Raw genomic sequence first — 17,772 nt, 5'->3', positions numbered from 1 at the left:
CTGCCATGGATACGATCCTCGTCGTCAATGCCGGCTCCTCAAGCGTGAAATTCCAGGTCTTCGCGGTGGAAGGCGAGGGCCGGCTGCGGCGGCAGCTGAAGGGCCAGATGGACGGCATCGGCAGCCGGCCGCGAATGCGCGCCAGCGGCTCAAGTGGCGAACCGCTGGCCGACCGCGCCTATCCGATCGAAGCGGTTGCCGACGTTCCTGCCGCCATGTCCGTCGCGGGAGCCTGGCTGAGGGAGGAACTCAACATCAACCCTGTGGCCGTAGGCCATCGGGTTGTTCACGGCGGCCCGGATTACGCGCACCCGGTGCTGATCGATCCTGTGGTCGTGTCGCGGCTGGAACGCTACGCGCAGCTGGCGCCGCTGCACCAGCCGCACAATCTGGCGCCCATCAAATCCCTGCTGACCAATTTTCCGGCCCTGCCGCAGGTGGCCTGCTTCGATACGGCGTTCCACCGTGATCATGACCCGCTGGCGGATCATTATGCCATTCCGCACCAGCTGTACGCCGAAGGCGTCAGGCGCTACGGCTTCCATGGCCTGTCATACGAATATGTGGCCAAGCGGCTGCCGCAGGTGGCGCCGGAGGTCGCGGTTGGACGTGTGATCGTGGCCCATCTCGGCAGTGGCGCCTCGATGTGTGCGATGCGGGCAGGCCGGAGCGTCGAGAGCACGATGGGATTTACGGCGCTCGACGGCCTCGCGATGGGAACGCGGCCCGGCCAGATCGATCCCGGTGTCGTCCTGCACCTGCTCACCGAGAAGGGAATGTCGGCCTCCAAGGTGCAGGATTTTCTCTACCGCGACTGCGGCTTAAAGGGACTGTCCGGCGTCAGCAACGACATGCGCGAGCTCGAGACAAGCGGAGACCCGCAAGCTGCATTTGCGATCGATTATTTCGTCTACCGTGTTGGCCTTAACGCCGGCATGCTGGCAGCCGCGCTGGAGGGACTCGACGGCTTCGTCTTCACCGCGGGGATCGGTGAGAACTCCGTTTCGATCCGTGCTCGCATTGCCGAGAGGCTGTCCTGGCTTGGGATCGCGCTGGATCCCGCCGAGAATGCGCGGCACGCGACCAGGATCTCCGGACCCGAAAGCCGAATCCCCGTATTCGTCGTGCCGACCGATGAGGAACTGATGATCGCGCAGCATACGCTGACGCTGCTCATGAACCAGCCATCGCCCAATCCTAAACGCGAGAGAGTGTCATGACCATCCCGGTTTATCCTGAGACCAGTGTCGCGCTGAAGGGCAAGAAGGGATTGATCGTCGGCATCGCCAATGACCAATCGATCGCCTGGGGCTGTGCCAAGGCGTTTCGGGCGCTCGGCGCCGAACTCGCCGTCACCTACCTGAACGAAAAGGCCAAGAAGCACGTCGAACCGCTGGCCAAGGCGCTGGAATCGCCGATCTTCATGCCGCTTGACGTGATGGTCGAGGGCGAGACCGAGAAAGTGTTCGAGCGGATCCAGAAGGAGTGGGGTCAGCTCGACTTCCTGCTTCACTCGATCGCGTTCTCACCGAAGGACGCCTTGCATGGCCGTGTGGTCGATGTGGATCGCGCCGGCTTCCAGAAGACCATGGACGTGTCCTGTTGGTCGTTCATGCGCATGGCCCATCTCGCCGAACCGCTGATGAAGAACGGCGGTACGATGTTCACCATGACCTATTACGGCAGCCAGATGGTGGTGAAGAACTACAATGTGATGGGCGTCGCGAAGGCGGCGCTTGAGGCAGCCGTGCGCTACATCGCGGCCGAGCTTGGGCCGAAAGGCATTCGGGTCCACGCCATCTCGCCAGGACCACTTGCCACGCGCGCAGCATCCGGCATTCCCGAATTCGACGAATTGATGGACAAGGCGCAGTCGCAGGCACCGACGCGCAGCCTCGTCAGCATCGACGACGTCGGCAAGGCCACGGCGTTCCTCGCCCTCGACGGCGCAAAGCTGATCACGGGAGACGTGCTCTACGTCGATGGAGGCTACCATATCATCGATTGACGCACGTAAGCTCGGGGTCAGCTGTAGTGCAGGCCGATGACCTCCGCTACGCAGGCAGGGCGGGCACCGCCCTCCATCTCGATCACAACGCGGTAGTGCACTCTCAGCCCATTCGGCGGCACGTCTTCGGCTTCCGCGATGCCGACGCGACCGCGCAACTTTGATCCGGCGGGCACCGGTGCCAGGTAGCGGATCCGGTCCGCGCCATAGTTGAGCGTGTTCTTCAACCCCTTCAGGCCCATCACCGAGCGGATGAACATCGGCGTCAGGCTCAGCGACAAGAGGCCGTGGGCGATGGTCTTACCTCCGGGCATTTCGGCCTTCGCGCGTTCCTGATCGACGTGAATCCACTGCTCGTCGCAGGTCGCGTCGGCGAATTTGTTGATGCGTTCCTGGGTGATCTCAATCCATTCGCTGATGCCGACCTCGGTGCCGACCGCCGACTTGAGTTCGCCAAATCCGTTGAATATCCGCATAGTCCTTCTCGCTCTGTTCTGGCTCGCTTTCGTCAGAATGCCATTTCGGGAACGGCATCGGGAATTGCGAGTTCCGCCTCCGTCACCGCCAGTACCTCGGCGACCGTCAGGCCCGGCGCCGTTTCCAGCAGGGTCGCCTTGCCGCCGGGGAAGGCGATGACCGCCATATCTGTCACGACAAGGTCGACAGGTCGCGCTGACGTCAGCGGCAGGTTACATCTGGCCACGATCTTCGACTTTCCTTTTGCCGCATGTTGCATGGCGACGATGACCCGCTTGGCACCGCTGACGAGGTCCATGGCTCCGCCCATGCCCGGCACCATTTTGCCCGGGATCATCCAGTTAGCCAGATGCCCCGTGGCGTCGACCTGCAGGCCGCCGAGCACCGTGATGTCGACATGACCGCCACGGATCAGGCCGAACGACATCGCGCTATCGAAGGTCGCCGCGCCCGGCAAGGCGCTGATCGGCTTGCCGCCGGCATCGGTCAGCAGCGGATGAGCCATGCCCTGCTCGGGAATTGGGCCCGTGCCGATCAGGCCGTTCTCGGACTGGAAGTACACGTTGAGCCCTGCAGGAACGTAGTTCGCAACCAGGGTCGGAATTCCGATGCCGAGATTGACGAGGTTACCCGGCCGCAGTTCTTTCGCTACGCGACGCGCAATGATGGTCTGTGCATCCATGGCTCACCCGTTCGCAACGAGATAGTCGACCAGCGGTCCCGGCGTGATTACGTGATCCGGAGCAATCACGCCGACCGGAACAATATGTTCGGCGGTCACGATCACCGTGTCGGCCGCCATCGCCATCACTGGATTGAAATTTCGCGCGGTGAGGGCATAGGACAGGTTGCCGGCGTAGTCGGCCAGGAAGGCGTGGACGAGCGCGAAATCGGCGCGCAGCGCGGTCTCCAGCAGATATGGTTTGCCGTCGACTTCGATCTTCTGCTTGCCTTCCTCGACAAGCGTGCCGACGCCGGTGGGCGTCAGGACGCCGCCAAGACCGCATCCGCCGGCGCGGATCCGCTCGACAAAGGTGCCCTGCGGAATAAGGTCGACCGTGATCTGCTTGCCCAGCATCTGTTGCTGGGCTTTCGGATTCAGCCCGATATGAGTTCCTATCATGCTCGACACCTGGGTGCCGTCGAACAGCTTGCCGACACCCTTGCCGGGAGTGGCCGCATCATTGCTGATGAGTGACAGGCCCGATTTCTTCTGTCGGACCAGTTCATCCAGCAGGCGCTCCGGCGTGCCCACGCCCATGAAGCCGCCGACCATGATGCGCGCGTTGTTCGGAATCATCGCAACAGCTTCTTCGGCGGATACGGCCTTCATAATTGGGCTCCGGCAATTGATCCGAGGCGGGATATCCCGGTGAACACTGTCGTTTGGCGAAGCGGCTACGTTGATCTGGGTCAAGGCCCGCGTCATTCGCCGTCGGCGCGGTGGCTAATCCCAATGCTATCCAGCATCTCCGCCCACAATTTGCGCACCTGTCGATGCCGATCGTTCACGGCCGCGCTGACGGCGTCGCGGACAGGCTTGAGATCGTCACCTTTCAGAAAATGGATCTGGGCCTGGATCAGCCGGCTGCTTTCAAATTCGATCCGGCGCAACGCCACGACAAAAGGATCATCTGCCGACGCCTCGACCGGCAACAGGGCGGCGGGCCGGATGGCGCCGTGCGCGGCATGCCCGAGGGCCGCAATGTCGATTGTCGTGGCAAGCCGGCGATCGGCAACTCTGGAAACCGGGTTGGGCGCCCAAGCCAGTTCCCATATCAGCGTGTTGTAGAAGGCCATGACATCAGGCGTCCACGAGGTGGCGCGCAGGAGAAGGGAAACGATCTCCGTCTCGCGATGCAACTGTGTGTTCAATTCGGTTTGCCAGCCGGCCTTGAACTGGCCCGGCAAGGCGAGGGCCAACTGTCGTGCAAGCGCGCCATGCACCGAGACCAGGAATGATGCCACCCGAGTTTGCTGTAGCGGCGGTACGCGGCCGGAGGAATCGAGCGGGCCAAGGAACTGGTTCATGACGTAGCCCTTGGCACGGGAATCGCACGCAGGTGGTCGAAGCCGGCCGGGAAGGGCATCATCTCGCCACCGGCGTCGTCGGGTGCGATCCATACCGTCTGCTTACCCTGCCAGCGCCCCGCTAGGACGTCTTCGGCGAAGCGTGCGAGCAGGTCGGCCGTCAGTGCGGCCTTCTCGAGGGTGAAGGCGTGGTAAGCGTTGGGGATGATGACTAGTGAGCTGTCGGCAATGTGAGTGCGCAGGGTTTCGTGAAGCGAACGCGGCGTGAGGAAGTCAAATTCTCCGTTGAGGATCATCGTTGGCGTCCTGATCGACGCCAGTTGTGGTGTCAGCGGCTGGAAGTCGAGGAAGGATTCCATCAAGTTTTGCACCGCATAAACGTCATTGATTAGCCAGCCCTGTCGCTTCACCGCGTCGAGATTGCCGAGCAGAGGCTTGAGCCAGGAGTCCGAGAGATTCATCGGCAGCAACAAATCCTGCAAATAGCTGGTTCCGCCCAAGATCAGCCCGGTGCGCAGCGCATTGCCAAGCAGCAGAAGTTGCGGCGACATTTCTGCGAAGGCACTCATAGGCACCAGGCCCGACAGCCTGTTGCTGTGCAAGATCGCGTAGCGCAGCGCGATCAGTGCGCCGAAACTGATGCCGCTGAGGAATATCGGGCCATCACCGAGTTCATCAATCAGGAGCCGAAGCGCCTCAACCTGATCATCCTGGCTGATAAACAGTTCTGGTTTGGCCGAGGCGCCCTGACCGAGCAGATCGAAAGTGGCGACACGAAATCCTTTGCCAACCAGCGTGTGCCGATAGGCCGCCCAGAGCTCCGAATATTGAGTAAGCCCGTTGACGAGCACATAGGCCGGCGCGTTCGTGGCACCGTCTAGTTCATAACGGATGCGGTGCGAGCCATGCGAGAGAAACGGCATTCGCTTCACTTGCTCAATGCTTTCGGGTGTCAAATTGTGGTGCGCGCCCAGCCGCACCCTTGACCTAGGTCAACGTCGGCCGCGCGGTCCCGACGGAACCTTCCCAAAATCGGTCAGGGAGGCATTCCATGAGGCGTCTTTTCATTGGCCTGCTATTGCTTGCCGTAAGCGCATCCGTTGCGGCTGCCCAACCGTTCACGCGCCGCTCGTCGCAAGTCCAGCATGATGGCCTGAAGCAATATTACGAGATTGCCGACTTCAAGCTCGGCGGCAAGTATGACCTGGCCAATCCGTCCAAGTGGGAAAATGGCGGCGAGGGTGGCGTGACCCTTGAATCGCTCGGTGGCGGTAAGCTGCGCACTGCCTACATCGCGGTCGGTACGCCGCGGCGCAACGCCGCAGGCGAGATCACCAATGCCGTTGTCATCAATTCATATTACTCGGGCGACTCCACCGACATGTACGAGCAGTGGGTCAAGGGTGCCGCGCTATCGGGGGGCGTCCCGATCATCGGACCCGGCCGTCCGATCGACACCGACCGCTATTACGTCGTGATGGTCGATCCGCTCGGGACCTGGGGCGCAAGCAAGCCATCGGATGGCCTCGGGATCAAGTTTCCGCAGTACACCTACTACGACATGGTGCAGGCGAATTACCGGATGCTTCGCGATCATTTGAAGATCGCCAGGGTCGCGCTCGCGGCCGGCGTCTCGATGGGTGGCACGCAGACCTATGTCTGGGGCGTCATGCATCCGGAATATGTCAGTGCGCTGATGCCGATCGGCGGCACGACACAATCGGACGCCGGAGATCCCGTCGGCAACTGGACCTTCCAGTTGATGACGGCGGCGATCGAGTCCGATCCAGTCTGGCAACAGACCAAGGGCGACTACTACAAGCTGCCCAAGGAGAAGCACCCGCTGATGGGCATGGCGTTCGGCTGGTCGGTATTGGGCCTGACCGGTTACGATCTTTCATACCGGACCACGCAGGCGTTCACCGCGGTGCAGCCGGAAATCTTCTATTGGGATCCGCCGAACGAGAAGGCCGGGCTCAACGTGATCAATCGTTCCAAGCTCTATGACGCCGTCGACCTCGTATGGCGCAACCGCGTGGGCGAGCTTCACAACATCAACAATGACCTCGGTCGCATCCAGTCGCGCACTCTGGTCATGCACATCAAGAACGACCTGTGGCTCAACTTCAAGCTTGCCGAGAAAGCGGTCGAAAACATCCCGGGCGCCGACCTGATCGCCGAAGAGAGCCCGGTCGCGCATTACGGCGTGTTCTCGATCATCAACGGCCACAAGAACGACCCGAAATTCGTGGCGTTCATGGATGACGTCGCCAGCCTCGACAAGGCGCAGCAGTTCGTCGACAAGAACTTCCGCACGCCGGGCGTGGCGTCCGACATTGATCCGAAGAAATCCTTCTGGAAGGACTACGTCACCTATCCCTATCCGGTGAAGTACGCGAATGCCAAGGACGCCAAAGGAACGATCTGGCAGATCGGCTACATGGATGAATACTACGGCAGCGAGAAGGATCCGAAGGTCCTCGTCATCATCCACGGCAAGGGAGCGTTCGCCGGCCACTACGGCAATATCATGCAGTACGCCCTGCGCAGTGGGTTGCGCGTGATCGCGCCGGACCTGCCGCACTACGGCATGTCGGGCCCGGGCAATCTCGACAAGAGCCCAGCGCGGACCATGCAGGACATGCGTGAAGTGGTCTATGACGTGATCGTCAACCAGCTCAAGGTCAAGCAAGCGGCCTACCTTGGCCATTCCTTGGGCGGCCAACTGATCCTGGGCTATGCGCTGACATATCCGGACGCGGTGAAGAGCCTCATTCTCGAGGCGCCCGCGGGCCTCGAGGAATATCCGCGCGAGGTAACGATTGCACCGGGCAAGACTGCTAAGCTGTTCGACGCCTCGCTCGCGGGTAACTTCGACAAGTGGAAGGATGTCTGGGGGCCGACCCAGGTATTAGCCAACGAAATCGCGCGGCCGGAGCAGAGCATTCGCGACTTCTTCTATTTCAAGAAGCGCGATCCCGCTACCGGCGTGGTCGGGCGCAGCAAGAGTGGCTACTTCATGAACGATAGCGAGTATGCGCGGTTGCATACCGAGCAGCGCATCGGCCTCATCAAGGGCAACCCGAAGGAGCTCGAGCAATGGGCCAACGTGTACATTCTCGACATCTACGGTATGGTATCGGAGTTGCAGCAGGATGATCCGAAGAACCTGTATCGGCGGCTGACCGACATCAAGGTGCCCATTTTCCTGGCCTTCGGCGACAAGGAGCCGTTCATTCCCGGAACGCCCTTTAATGGGTTGAAGGACCTCGGTCGCGACATCATCACCCCGTTCATGACGCGGATGACGCGCGCGAACAACCGGCCGATCCTGAAAATCTATCCTGACACCGGTCATTTCATCCACACCGACAATCCGGTGGAATTTCCGGCTGACGTGACCGATTTCGTGATGACCGGCAATCTCGACACCAGTTCGCCGCTCGAGACGGACAGAATTATCAACGGCGTGGTGTCGGCGATGGCTGTTGCGCCGACGCCGGACGGACCGAATCCGACAGCCGGATTGAATAAGTGACCAGCAGGCTGAGTTGCAACGAGAGGATCAAACTGTAGCAATGCCCAAAGTGCGTGCCGGAGAGGTCGACCTTGGCTGGCGGGAGTGGGGCGAAGGCGAAACCACGGTCGTCTTCATCCACGGCAATCTCGCCAGCAAGGACTGGATCGAGCTCGCCGCCCCCTTGTTCCCGAGCGGCCTTCGGGTCATCGGAATCGACTGGCGCGGTTGTGGCGACAGCGATCGCCCACCCGCGACACTCGGCTACGCTAATTACTCAATGCAGCAACATGCGCTCGACATGCTGGCGGCGCTGGATGCTCTGCAGATCCCATTCTGTCATCTCGCGACGCATTCCACCGGCGGCATCATCGCGGCGCGCATGCTGCTGATGCGGCCGGAGCGGTTTGGCCGGGTATTCGCGCTCGATCCGGTGACGCCACTCGGGCTCGCGTTCAACGCGGAGCAGATCGGGCTGTTCCGCGCGATGATGGCGAGCCGCGAGGTGACGCGCGCTATGATGGCGACGGCGGCTTCTTCCTTGTTCCTTCCGGACAGCATGGCGCCGAATGCGGTGCCGGTGTTCCGCGAGGGGTTGGGCGCGATCCCTGCCTTGTTCGAGCGCATCCTGGAGCAGACGTTTGGCGTCTCCGAGGGCATATGGATCGGCACGCCGGTCAATCTCACGCGCGAGCGGGAAAGCCGCGAGCTCGAGCGGCGGATGCCCGAAATCCGGCATCCACATCTCGTCGTCTGGGGCGAAGGTGACGGCTGGATCGCGCCCGCCGACCTCCGGACCATGGCGGCGGCGATGCCGAACTGCCGGTTGGTCGTCGTCCCGGGCGTCGGCCACTCAATGAACCTGGAAATGCCGCCACTCTATGCCGGCTATTTTGGCGCCTGGTTTGGTGGCCTGAACGACCAGCGATGGTGAAACTCGTGAAGATCCGAAATCCTTGGTTCGGTCGACGGGCGATTAGAAGCGGCATGCCGCAGAAGAAGGCCTGCTCGCTTCGAACCTCAACTGACTGTTGCTAGCTCCAATTTGAATCGAAGGGATCGCTTCGGAGGATCAATGGCTGACACCCCAAAACTCTCGGTCGAAAAGGCGCTAAAGAAATTGCGAAATAGTGATGAGCCGAAGTCGAAGAACGAACGTCATGACGAGAAAATGAGCGCGCTCGACGAAGAAATAAGGCGCATGAGAGCGCAGAGGCTGCGCCTGGATCGGCTCAAACGCACCCGCGACTAGGGGAACTCGTTGTTGTGGTAGCCCGAACGAACCCCCGTGACGTCGCCGGCTCCTGAGCTTTTGGCCGGAAACGAGTCAGCGATGCTCAACGCGGTTGACAGACCCGCTGCGCTCGGGCGAGTGAACTGACGATCCGGCAAGGTTCGAACCTGCAACCCGCAGTAGAAATCCGCTGCTCGGCCATTTGGCCTACGGCGCGTTGAGCGGGCGGGTGCGGTGGTGGGTCGGTTTGAAAACCCACCCCGAAAGATTTCCCTTGGTTAATTCAAGGCCGCGTCCATCCCACCCGTAGAACTACGGGTTCGGCATCAACGGCCGCACCTTCACCAATCGCGAAGCAACTATGATGCTGTATTCGATGTATCCAACATCGGTGCGGCGGTGGATCGCCGCGCGCGGCGGGTTAACGCCGCAGATGATCTTCCTGCGCGGCAAGCAACTGCAGGCGATGTACCAACCGTGTTACCTCGATGCGTTAGGATCGGTTGGGCGCTGAACCTTCTCGGTCGGCTCCAATACGGTCCCGCCCACGCCGACGAGATGATCGAGTAGTCGGGCAGTTTGCCGCGGCGCATGAGGCCGGAAGTGACCCGAATGCGAAGTCCGGGCGCCCCCTGAATTGTCAGCTCGTCGGGGTAGACCGGAAGCGGGTGGCCGAGCTTCCGAACGGCGCTTTTGACCCAGATCGGAAGTTCACAGATCGTCCTGCTTAAGCGGCGCGACGCGTTGCTCCGCCTGCCGATAGCCCTTCAGGGCCTGGCGTAGCGTGGGGAAGATCCATGTTTCATGTTCCGGCCGGTAGAGACCGGCTTCCCGAAACCAGTCAAGAAACTCGGCCTTGCGCCCGGCTAGTATCAGGGACGCTCCGCGCGCTTCCAGCCTTTCCCGCAAATCGCGAAGCGCATACAGACCGTTTATGTCGATCTGGCTGACTGGAATTGCATCAATCACAAACCATCGAAGTTCCGGGCCTGCGGCCTCGGCTGCCGCGAGCGCTCTCGTCTTGAAGTAATCGGAATTGAAGAAGGTAAGCGGGCCATCGAAGCGGTAGAGCACGAGACCCGGAAACGTCCTGGCGTCCGGATGTCGGTCGATCGAATGCAGGCCGGGAAGCCCGTCGACTGTTCCCAGGACTTCGTCTCTGGGCCGTGCGGTCAACTTGACGAAGCGGACCAGGGCCAACCCCACCGCGATGAGGATTCCGTTGATGGCCCCCAGCGCGACCACTCCCAGCGTAGTGATCACGGCCAAGCCGACCTCGGTACGATCGATGCTCCAGATTTCGCGTAGCGTTCGTGTGTCGAATAGCGAAATTGAAGCGAAAACAAGCAGTGCGCCCAAGGCCGCAATCGGCACATATCGTAAGGGGCCGGTCAAAAACAGCAACACTGCAGTGATCGTCACCGCAGCCACTAGGCCAGTCACCTGGGTGCGGCCGCCGGCTGCAGCGGCTACCGCCGTGCGCGAGTCAGCGCCGGTTACGGCGAACCCTTGAGATAAGGCAGAGGCGAGATTCGCAGCACCAAAAGCTGCCAATTCACGATCTGCGTCGACGTTGTACCCACCCTTCGATGCAAAGCTGCGCGCTGTCAACATGCCGCTCGAAAACAGCACGAGAGCTAACCCCGCCGCGCTGCCAAGTAGGGATGGTATGTCGTCTTGAGGAAATCTGGGCAATCGCAACGGCGGCGCACCGCGGGCGACCGGCCCTAGAATTGCAACTCCATATCGGTCCAGCCCGAACAGGGCGACCGCCGCGCCGGCAGCGATCAATATGAGTGGAGCAGTCGGAAGTCGCGGCGCCCAGCGCGCCAGCCCAAGCAATATTGCCAGGCTTGCCGCTCCCACGATCAGCGTCGGAACCTGCGTCTGAGGCAGCTTGGTGAAGATTTCGAACAGCTGCGGAATGATCCGTTTGGACTCGATGGAAAAGCCGAGAAGCTTGCCGACTTGCCCGAGGCAAATCGAAATTGCGACTCCATTCAAGAGTCCGACAAGGATTGGCTTGGAGAGAAATTCCGCCAGCGCTCCGAGCCGAAAAAAACTCGCTGCAATGCAGAATATGCCGGCCAGAAACGTAACTGCGACCGCCAGCGACCAGTATAATTCGGAATTTCCGCCCGCCAGCGGAGCTACAGCGGCAGCGACCATAGCGCACCCCGCTGCATCGGGATTCACGATCATTTGCCGTGAAGTGCCGAAGATGGCGTACGCGACTAGCGGCAGAATGCTCGAATAAAGCCCCACGACTGGATTGAAGCCCGCCAGCTGCGCGTAGGCGATCGCGACCGGCAAGGCCACTGCGGCAACGGAGACTCCTGCCAACAGATCATGCCGAAAGTCTTCGGCAAATCTGTAGGACAAGAGTTTGATCAAGCCGGGCGCAATACGCGTTAGACGATCCATCATGCCGGGTCACGGGTAGAGGTGCGCCGGGGCGCAAGCCACACAAGTCAAGCTGCGCAGGTGAATGTCCCGCAACGTTGATTTGGGTCAATGTCGCCCATCCCAAGGTGCCCACGTTCCAATCACTCGGACCCGACCGGGATCTGTACCACGGCGATGGATTAACAGATGAGAAAGCCAGCAATCTTCCTAGCGCTGTTGCTCCTAGCGGTGTCTGGGGCGCGAGCACAACCTGATCTCCCAGCTCCTCTATCGAAATTTGCGGGCTCACTTGTTGATTTGCCGCGCGAGCCTTCAACACTTCGAGGAAGAATTTACGTCCCAGCGCATTCAAGCCTATTGGTCCGGGACGGATCCACCAGGCTCGACCTGTCCGTGACGCTTTCGGTTCAAAATACGTCGGAAACGGGAACGCTTGTCATCGAGCGGATCGACTATTTCAATGTTGATGGTCAGGTGATCGACAGATATCTGCCACGGGCGATCGCGCTAAAGCCCTACGGCGCAATCCAAATTGTAATCCCACAACAAGACATTCGCGGTGGCTTGGGCGCAAATTTCGTAATCGATTGGTCGTCGCCGGAAGCAATTGATGAGCCTTATTTGGAAGCGATCATGATCGGAGGCCCGGGCACTCAGGGCCACAGTTTCGTTTCAGTCGGTCGAAAGGTGAGCCGTCCCTAAGAGGGACTTGGATCGGTGCCCGGCATGTCGCCTATCGGTCCTAATGCGAAGTGGGGGCGGACTGCGAGATGCCCGCTTATCGGGGTAAAGCGGAATTCAGCTTGCACGGCGCTGTCTACGACGCGGAGTGCGCCGGACAAGCAGCGCGAATGGAACCGGACCGCGCCATTGCTGATCCCGAGGCGGGGCGCTTCTTGGATCAGTTCTGCCTAGATAAAGCCACGAACTAGAAGGACGGTTTTGCTGTTTCGCGCATCACGCAAAACGATCAAGTCGGCTTGCTCGAACCAGGGTAGGGATAATGAAGTTCGTAAGGTGTCTGCTTGCGGCAGCGCTCCTGCTTGCGGGTGTCGGGGCAAGTCACGCGGCAGTCCGCATTGCTGATGATCGGGGTGGTCAAATCGGAGGCTACATCACCAAATTTCAACGCCTGCGCTCATCCGGACAATCCGTGATCATTGATGGTCTCTGTGCCTCGGCCTGCACCATCGTCCTCGGCGCAGTCCCTCACGACAAAATCTGCGTGACCTCGCGTGCGGCGCTTGGTTTCCATGCCGCCTATGATTTCGGCATCAACGGCCGCACCTTCACCAATCGCGAAGCAACTATGATGCTGTATTCGATGTATCCAACATCGGTGCGGCGGTGGATCGCCGCGCGCGGCGGGTTAACGCCGCAGATGATCTTCCTGCGCGGCAAGCAACTGCAGGCGATGTACCAACCGTGTTACCTCGATGCGTTAGGATCGGTTGGGCGCTGAACCTTCTCGGTCGGCTCCAATACGGTCCCGCCCACGTCGACGAGATGATCGAGTAGTCGGGCAGTTTGCTGTGGCGCATGAGGCCGGAAGTGACCCGAATGCGAAGTCCGGGCGCCCCCTGAATTGTCAGCTTGTCGGGGTAGACCGGAAGCGGGTGCCGAGCTTCCGAACGGCGCTTTTGTGAAGGGTTTCGGATGCCGGCCGCATGACTGACGGCGCGGCACATTCGGCGGCCGGCGTCCGAAAGCCTGCAAGGGAGGAAACCGCGCTTAAGGGAAGGTAGGCGGTGCCGCAGGCGCTATGAGGATTTGACTGCCGCGGGCGAATTGGCTGATTTGAATCGAGCCGATGCAACGAGGTGTTCGAGGGTGAATCGGCTGGCGAATGCGCGGCGGGTGGTGTCGAGCTCGACAAATTGTCGAGCGCGTTGTGGCGGGCGGTGGATATCTGAGCGCGCTCTGCCGTGGCTGGCCGAGAGGCAGCGAGCACTACGAATAGATTTGCAGGACAGCGACGTGGTCATGAGGTGTCGATCCTGATGCGGTTCGTTGGAGCTGTCGGCCGATGCCGTGGCGTACAACCGCGCTCGAAGACCTCGATGATGATCATGCGACCGCCGCAGCATGGGCAAGCCGGCTTGTTGGCATCGACGGCAGCCGCGGTGGGATTGGCTTCAGGCTTTGCACCGGTGAGCAGCTCGCGGACGCGTGCGATGTTGTCGGCGCAAGCGCCTTTGGCGAACAGGCCGTAATGGCGGATGCGGTGAAGGCCCTTGGGCAGCACGTGGATGAGGAAGCGGCGGATGAACTCGTCTGTGGCGAGCGTCATCTGCCTGTATCGATCGCGGCCCTCGATGCGGTAGTCCTTCCATTTGAAGGTGACGCGCTGCTGGTCGCAAGCGATCAAGCGGCTGTTGGCGATGGCAACCCGGTGGGTGTAGCGCGACAAATAGGCCAGCACCGCCTCCGGTCCACCGAACGGACGCTTTGCATAGACGACCCACTTGGTTTTGCGCAGCGGCGCCAGGAAGGCTGCGAAGCATGGGGTATCAGCGAGCTGGCTGTTGTCGCCAAAGAAGCTCAGGCGGCCGGCTTGATGGGCGGCGACGAGCTTCTGAAGGAACAATCGCCGGAACAGGCGGGAGAGCACGCGCACGGGGAGGAAGAATCCGGGCCGGCAGGACACCCAGCGCTGACCATCGGGCGAGATGCCGCCGCCCGGCACGATCATGTGCACGTGGGGGTGATGGGTCAGCGCCGAGCCCCAGGTGTGCAGCACGGAGGTGATGCCGATCCTGGCCCCCAGATGCTTCGGATCGGCGGCGATCGTCAGCATGGTCTCGGCCGAGACCTTGAACAGCAGGTCGTAGAGGACGGCCTTGTTCTGGCAGGCGATGTCGGCGATCGCTCCTGGGAGTGTGAACACCAGGTGGTAGTACGGCACGGGCAACAGCTCGGCCTCGCGATCGGCGAGCCACTCCTTTGCGGCGGCGCCTTGGCACTTCGGGCAATGCCGGTTGCGGCAGGAGTTGTAGGCGATCGTCGTGTAGGCGCAGTCCGCGCAGCGCGCGACATGGCCGCCGAGCGCCACCGTGCGGCAGCGCTCGATCGCCGACATCACCTTCAACTGGTCGAGGCTGACATGGCCGGCATGGGCTTTGCGCCATGCTACGCCATGGCTGCGGAAAATATCCGCAACGGGCGCGACACAAGCGCCGTTAGCCGGGCGGTCGGACCTCCTTGAGCTTCAGCGTGATATGCTCCAGCGGGCTCATGACCTCGCTGATCGTCTTGGTGGCGACGCGGGTATAGAGCGCGGTGGTGTCGAGCTTGGCGTGGCCGAGCAGCACCTGGATGACGCGGACGTCGATGTTCTGCTCAAGCAGGTGGGTGGCGAAGCTGTGCCGCAAGGTGTGCAGCGAGACGCGCTTGTTGATCTCCGCCATCTGGGCGGCGGCGTGGCAGGCACGGTTGAGCTGGCGTGTGGTCATTGGCTGGGCCGGGTCACGGCCAGGGAACAGCCAGCCTTGCGGCCGAGCCATCATCCACCAGGCCCGTAGCAGCGCGAGCAGGCTGGGCGACAGCATGACATTGCGGTCCTTGCCGCCCTTGCCCTGCTCGACGCGGATGATCATCCGCTTGCTGTCGATATCGGAGACCTTGAGCGAGACGACCTCGTTGGCACGCAGCCCGGCACCGTAGGCCGCGCTCAGCGCCGCCTTGTATTTGAGCCCCGGTGCGGCATCGAGCAGCCGTGCCACTTCCTCCACGCTCAGTACCACCGGCAGCTTGCGCGGCTCGTGAATGACATGGGTATGCTCGACGATCTCGTGGCGCTTGAGTGTGACCCGAAAGAAGAACCGCAGCGTCGAGACGGTCTGGTTGATGGTCGGCGCGCCAACGCCGCTTGCCGTCAGATGTAGCTGATAGCGGCGCACGTCCTCGAAGGTCGCCGTATCCGGTGATCGCCCGAGAAATGCGGCGAAGTTCTTGACCCTTTGCACGTAGTCATGTGGGTCTTCGGGGCCAACTTGCGGATCGTCATGTCTTCGATCATGCGCCGGCGCAACGGGCTCATTGCCTCGTCGGTCATGGGGATGCTCCTGTCTTGAGTGAGGTTGTCGAACCCCTCGATCTCAAGACAGGACGCCCCGTTGCGCTATCGTCTTGGCCGTGCCGCCAGCCGCGGCGTCCTACCGCGCGAGCGGTTTAGTCCTCTGACCCATCTGCGATATTGCGGCTGGCGGGGAGGGGTTTTGTCGGTCATCCTGATTTGTGGTACTTTGAGCCCATGAAGAGCACAAGCTAACTCAAGCCGGCCCGGCGGAAGGCTTCTAGATAGTGCTCGCGGTCGGCCTCGTATTTGAACGGCAAGTTCTTCCCGATCCAGGCTAGGGAGAAATCGGGCTGTCTGCGGAGCAGTTCCTGCAATGCAGCCGTGGCGATTTCGCCTCGTCCGGCCATCGCAGCCGCCGCAGTCAGCATGCGGTAGCCGGAGACATGATCGGTGCGAAGCCGAATGCTGGCTCCGGCCAGGCGCATCGCCTCCTCGTAATTTCGTCCGACCAACTGGGCATGGGCGGCGATGCCGTTGTAGATCGCCGCAAATGGATCGCGCGGGCTGAGGCGCAACGCCTTCGTGGTGGCGACGCCGGCTTCCTCCCAGTGGCCGCTGAACGTCAGCGCCAGGCCGTACACGCTAAGTGCCAGCGCAAAGCTTGGATTGAGCTTCAGCGCCAGCTCAAACTCGCCAAGCGCTTCGTCGAAACGTCGCAGCAGCACATGAACGCAACCCAGCGCATGATGCGCCCAGGGATCCTCGCTGTCGGCGCGGACTGCCGCCAGCGCCGCGCGTTCGGCAATCGGCACCGATGTCGCCATCTCGCTCCAGCCATTGTAGGCGCAAAAGGTGTGGCTGGCGGACAGAACGGCAAGCGCTTGTCCGTAGTACGGATCGATCGCAATCGCCTTCTCCAGCAGCTCCTGCGCTTTGACATAGTCGGCTGGCGTGATCCGCCAGAAATGCGACATCGCCCGCATCACCAGACCCCAGGCGTCCATGCTGTCCGGGGTCTTGCGTTTGGAGTGAAAATGCTCCGCCGCATAGAGCTGCGGCTCGATCGACGCAACGATCGCCTCGGTGATCTCGTCCTGCACGGCAAACACATCGGCGAGGCTGCGATCGTAACGCTCCGCCCACAGGTGGCTGCCGGTGGCGACGTCGTTGAGCTGCGCGGTGATGCGCACGCGATCGCCTTCCTTGCGCACGCTGCCTTCGATGACATAACCGACGCCGAGGGTCGCCCCGACCTCTTTGATGTTGACGGACTTGCCCTTGTAGGCAAACGACGAGTTGCGCGCGATCACGAAGAACCAGCGCAGCTTCGAGAGCGCGGTAATGAGGTCCTCGCTGATGCCGTCGGAGAAATAATCCTGGTCCGGATCGTCGCTCATGTTGGCAAAAGGCAGCACGGCGATGGCGGGACGGTCAGGCAGAGGTAATGCCGCAATTCGCTCGCTGGATTCGTTCAAGTCCGGCTCCGCGCAAAGCTCTCCGAGCTCGTCGTCCATCGGCGGCGTGCGCACTTCGCCGACGAAGCGCAGACCCTTGCGCGAAATGGTGCGGATCAGCTTCTGCTGCTGGCCGCTGTCGCCGACCGCCTTGCGCACGGCATAGACGCGGCTGGTCAGCGTCGCATCCGAGGTGACGCGGCCGCCCCACACCGAAGCAACCAGATCGTCCTTGGTGACGACGCGATCGCGATTCTCGATCAGGTAGAGCAGAAGGTCGTAGACCTGGGGCTCGACTGCAATCAGTTCAGACCTGAGCCGCAGCTCGCGGGCGCTGGTATCAAGCACGTAATCGGCGAAATGAAACTGCATGCTCGTATCCTGGACCGGACTGCCGCAACGGCCTGTCGCGATTTGGACCGCATCGACCGTGGTTGCAACCGTCTTTGGTGCGCCGCGGCGCGTGTTTGCCGCGTCCGGCTGGGGGCTCAGGCGATCACGGCCCGATCACGGCCCGATCACAATAGCACAATCAGGAAATCAGCAGGGCTTCTTCAGGCAAATCACGGCGTTCTCAAGACCGGCTTCAAGCCTGTCATCCTCTTCGCGGCTAAGTATCGGTCAAGG

Annotated in this window: 15 protein-coding genes and 2 pseudogenes; 8 read left to right on the top strand and 9 right to left on the bottom strand. The window is 61.4% G+C overall.

Features of this window, described 5'->3' with window-relative positions; genetic code table 11:
• Positions 1 to 5: 5 nt before the first annotated feature.
• Both ACVMB1_RS20385 and fabI read left to right on the top strand, forming a co-directional pair.
• Complete coding sequence (locus ACVMB1_RS20385) at positions 6 to 1,220, top strand: acetate/propionate family kinase (protein ID WP_076826004.1); 1,215 nt, start codon at positions 6 to 8, stop codon at positions 1,218 to 1,220.
• Positions 1,217 to 2,008, top strand: coding sequence for an enoyl-ACP reductase FabI (fabI, locus tag ACVMB1_RS20380; RefSeq protein ID WP_076826002.1), 792 nt, complete (start codon positions 1,217 to 1,219; stop codon positions 2,006 to 2,008). The genes ACVMB1_RS20385 and fabI overlap by 4 nt, the downstream gene beginning before the upstream one ends.
• 17 nt (positions 2,009 to 2,025) lie before the next feature.
• Here fabI and ACVMB1_RS20375 read toward each other — a convergent pair whose 3' ends face one another.
• From ACVMB1_RS20375 to ACVMB1_RS20355, 5 genes are all read right to left on the bottom strand, one after another.
• A complete protein-coding gene (locus ACVMB1_RS20375) occupies positions 2,026 to 2,484 on the bottom strand; it encodes a MaoC family dehydratase (RefSeq protein ID WP_057016850.1) in 459 nt (152 codons plus the stop codon).
• A gap of 32 nt (positions 2,485 to 2,516) precedes the next feature.
• The gene (locus tag ACVMB1_RS20370; RefSeq protein WP_076826000.1) at positions 2,517 to 3,167 is read right to left on the bottom strand and encodes a 3-oxoacid CoA-transferase subunit B; all 651 of its coding nucleotides are present in this window, start codon (positions 3,165 to 3,167) and stop codon (positions 2,517 to 2,519) included.
• 3 nt (positions 3,168 to 3,170) lie between these two features.
• The gene (locus ACVMB1_RS20365) at positions 3,171 to 3,818 is read right to left on the bottom strand and encodes a CoA transferase subunit A (protein WP_076825998.1); all 648 of its coding nucleotides are present in this window, start codon (positions 3,816 to 3,818) and stop codon (positions 3,171 to 3,173) included.
• Between the two features lie 92 nt (positions 3,819 to 3,910).
• Positions 3,911 to 4,516: a hypothetical protein gene (locus tag ACVMB1_RS20360; RefSeq protein ID WP_076825997.1), complete on the bottom strand. Its 606-nt coding sequence runs from the start codon at positions 4,514 to 4,516 to the stop codon at positions 3,911 to 3,913.
• Positions 4,513 to 5,439, bottom strand: coding sequence for an alpha/beta fold hydrolase (locus ACVMB1_RS20355; protein ID WP_076825995.1), 927 nt, complete (start codon positions 5,437 to 5,439; stop codon positions 4,513 to 4,515). The genes ACVMB1_RS20360 and ACVMB1_RS20355 overlap by 4 nt, the downstream gene beginning before the upstream one ends.
• Positions 5,440 to 5,567: 128 nt before the next feature.
• On the opposite strand from ACVMB1_RS20355, the gene ACVMB1_RS20350 reads away from it, so the two are divergent.
• From ACVMB1_RS20350 to ACVMB1_RS20335, 4 genes and pseudogenes are all read left to right on the top strand, one after another.
• Entirely contained in the window at positions 5,568 to 8,054 is a 2,487-nt protein-coding gene (locus tag ACVMB1_RS20350; RefSeq protein WP_456849151.1) for an alpha/beta hydrolase, read from the top strand.
• A gap of 40 nt (positions 8,055 to 8,094) precedes the next feature.
• Positions 8,095 to 8,967 (top strand): alpha/beta fold hydrolase, encoded by an 873-nt coding sequence (locus ACVMB1_RS20345; protein ID WP_076825991.1) that lies wholly within the window; start codon positions 8,095 to 8,097, stop codon positions 8,965 to 8,967.
• A 141-nt stretch (positions 8,968 to 9,108) separates the two neighbouring features.
• Entirely contained in the window at positions 9,109 to 9,285 is a 177-nt protein-coding gene (locus tag ACVMB1_RS20340; protein ID WP_194295329.1) for a hypothetical protein, read from the top strand.
• 295 nt (positions 9,286 to 9,580) lie between these two features.
• Positions 9,581 to 9,781: pseudogene (locus tag ACVMB1_RS20335) on the top strand (hypothetical protein); the annotation flags it as partial.
• 197 nt (positions 9,782 to 9,978) lie between these two features.
• Here the strand turns inward: ACVMB1_RS20335 and ACVMB1_RS20330 are convergent.
• The gene (locus ACVMB1_RS20330) at positions 9,979 to 11,694 is read right to left on the bottom strand and encodes a SulP family inorganic anion transporter (protein ID WP_456849149.1); all 1,716 of its coding nucleotides are present in this window, start codon (positions 11,692 to 11,694) and stop codon (positions 9,979 to 9,981) included.
• A gap of 165 nt (positions 11,695 to 11,859) precedes the next feature.
• On the opposite strand from ACVMB1_RS20330, the gene ACVMB1_RS20325 reads away from it, so the two are divergent.
• Complete coding sequence (locus ACVMB1_RS20325; RefSeq protein WP_310885749.1) at positions 11,860 to 12,375, top strand: DUF3124 domain-containing protein; 516 nt, start codon at positions 11,860 to 11,862, stop codon at positions 12,373 to 12,375.
• 301 nt (positions 12,376 to 12,676) lie between these two features.
• Positions 12,677 to 13,135, top strand: a complete 459-nt coding sequence (locus tag ACVMB1_RS20320; RefSeq protein WP_076825986.1) for a hypothetical protein — start codon at positions 12,677 to 12,679, stop codon at positions 13,133 to 13,135.
• 519 nt (positions 13,136 to 13,654) lie between these two features.
• Here the strand turns inward: ACVMB1_RS20320 and ACVMB1_RS20315 are convergent.
• The 3 genes and pseudogenes from ACVMB1_RS20315 to ACVMB1_RS20305 all read right to left on the bottom strand — a co-directional run bounded on the left by ACVMB1_RS20315 (position 13,655) and on the right by ACVMB1_RS20305 (position 17,517).
• Entirely contained in the window at positions 13,655 to 14,824 is a 1,170-nt protein-coding gene (locus tag ACVMB1_RS20315; protein WP_456849919.1) for an IS91 family transposase, read from the bottom strand.
• A 28-nt stretch (positions 14,825 to 14,852) separates the two neighbouring features.
• Positions 14,853 to 15,727, bottom strand: a pseudogene (locus ACVMB1_RS20310) (tyrosine-type recombinase/integrase).
• 212 nt (positions 15,728 to 15,939) lie between these two features.
• Positions 15,940 to 17,517: a winged helix-turn-helix domain-containing protein gene (locus tag ACVMB1_RS20305; protein WP_253623534.1), complete on the bottom strand. Its 1,578-nt coding sequence runs from the start codon at positions 17,515 to 17,517 to the stop codon at positions 15,940 to 15,942.
• Between the last annotated feature and the right edge of the window lie 255 nt (positions 17,518 to 17,772).

The sequence above is a fragment of the Bradyrhizobium sp. USDA 4504 genome, assembly GCF_054063995.1.
Note: the sequence above shows the minus strand (reverse complement) of the source record. Positions and strands in the feature narration are given on the sequence as shown.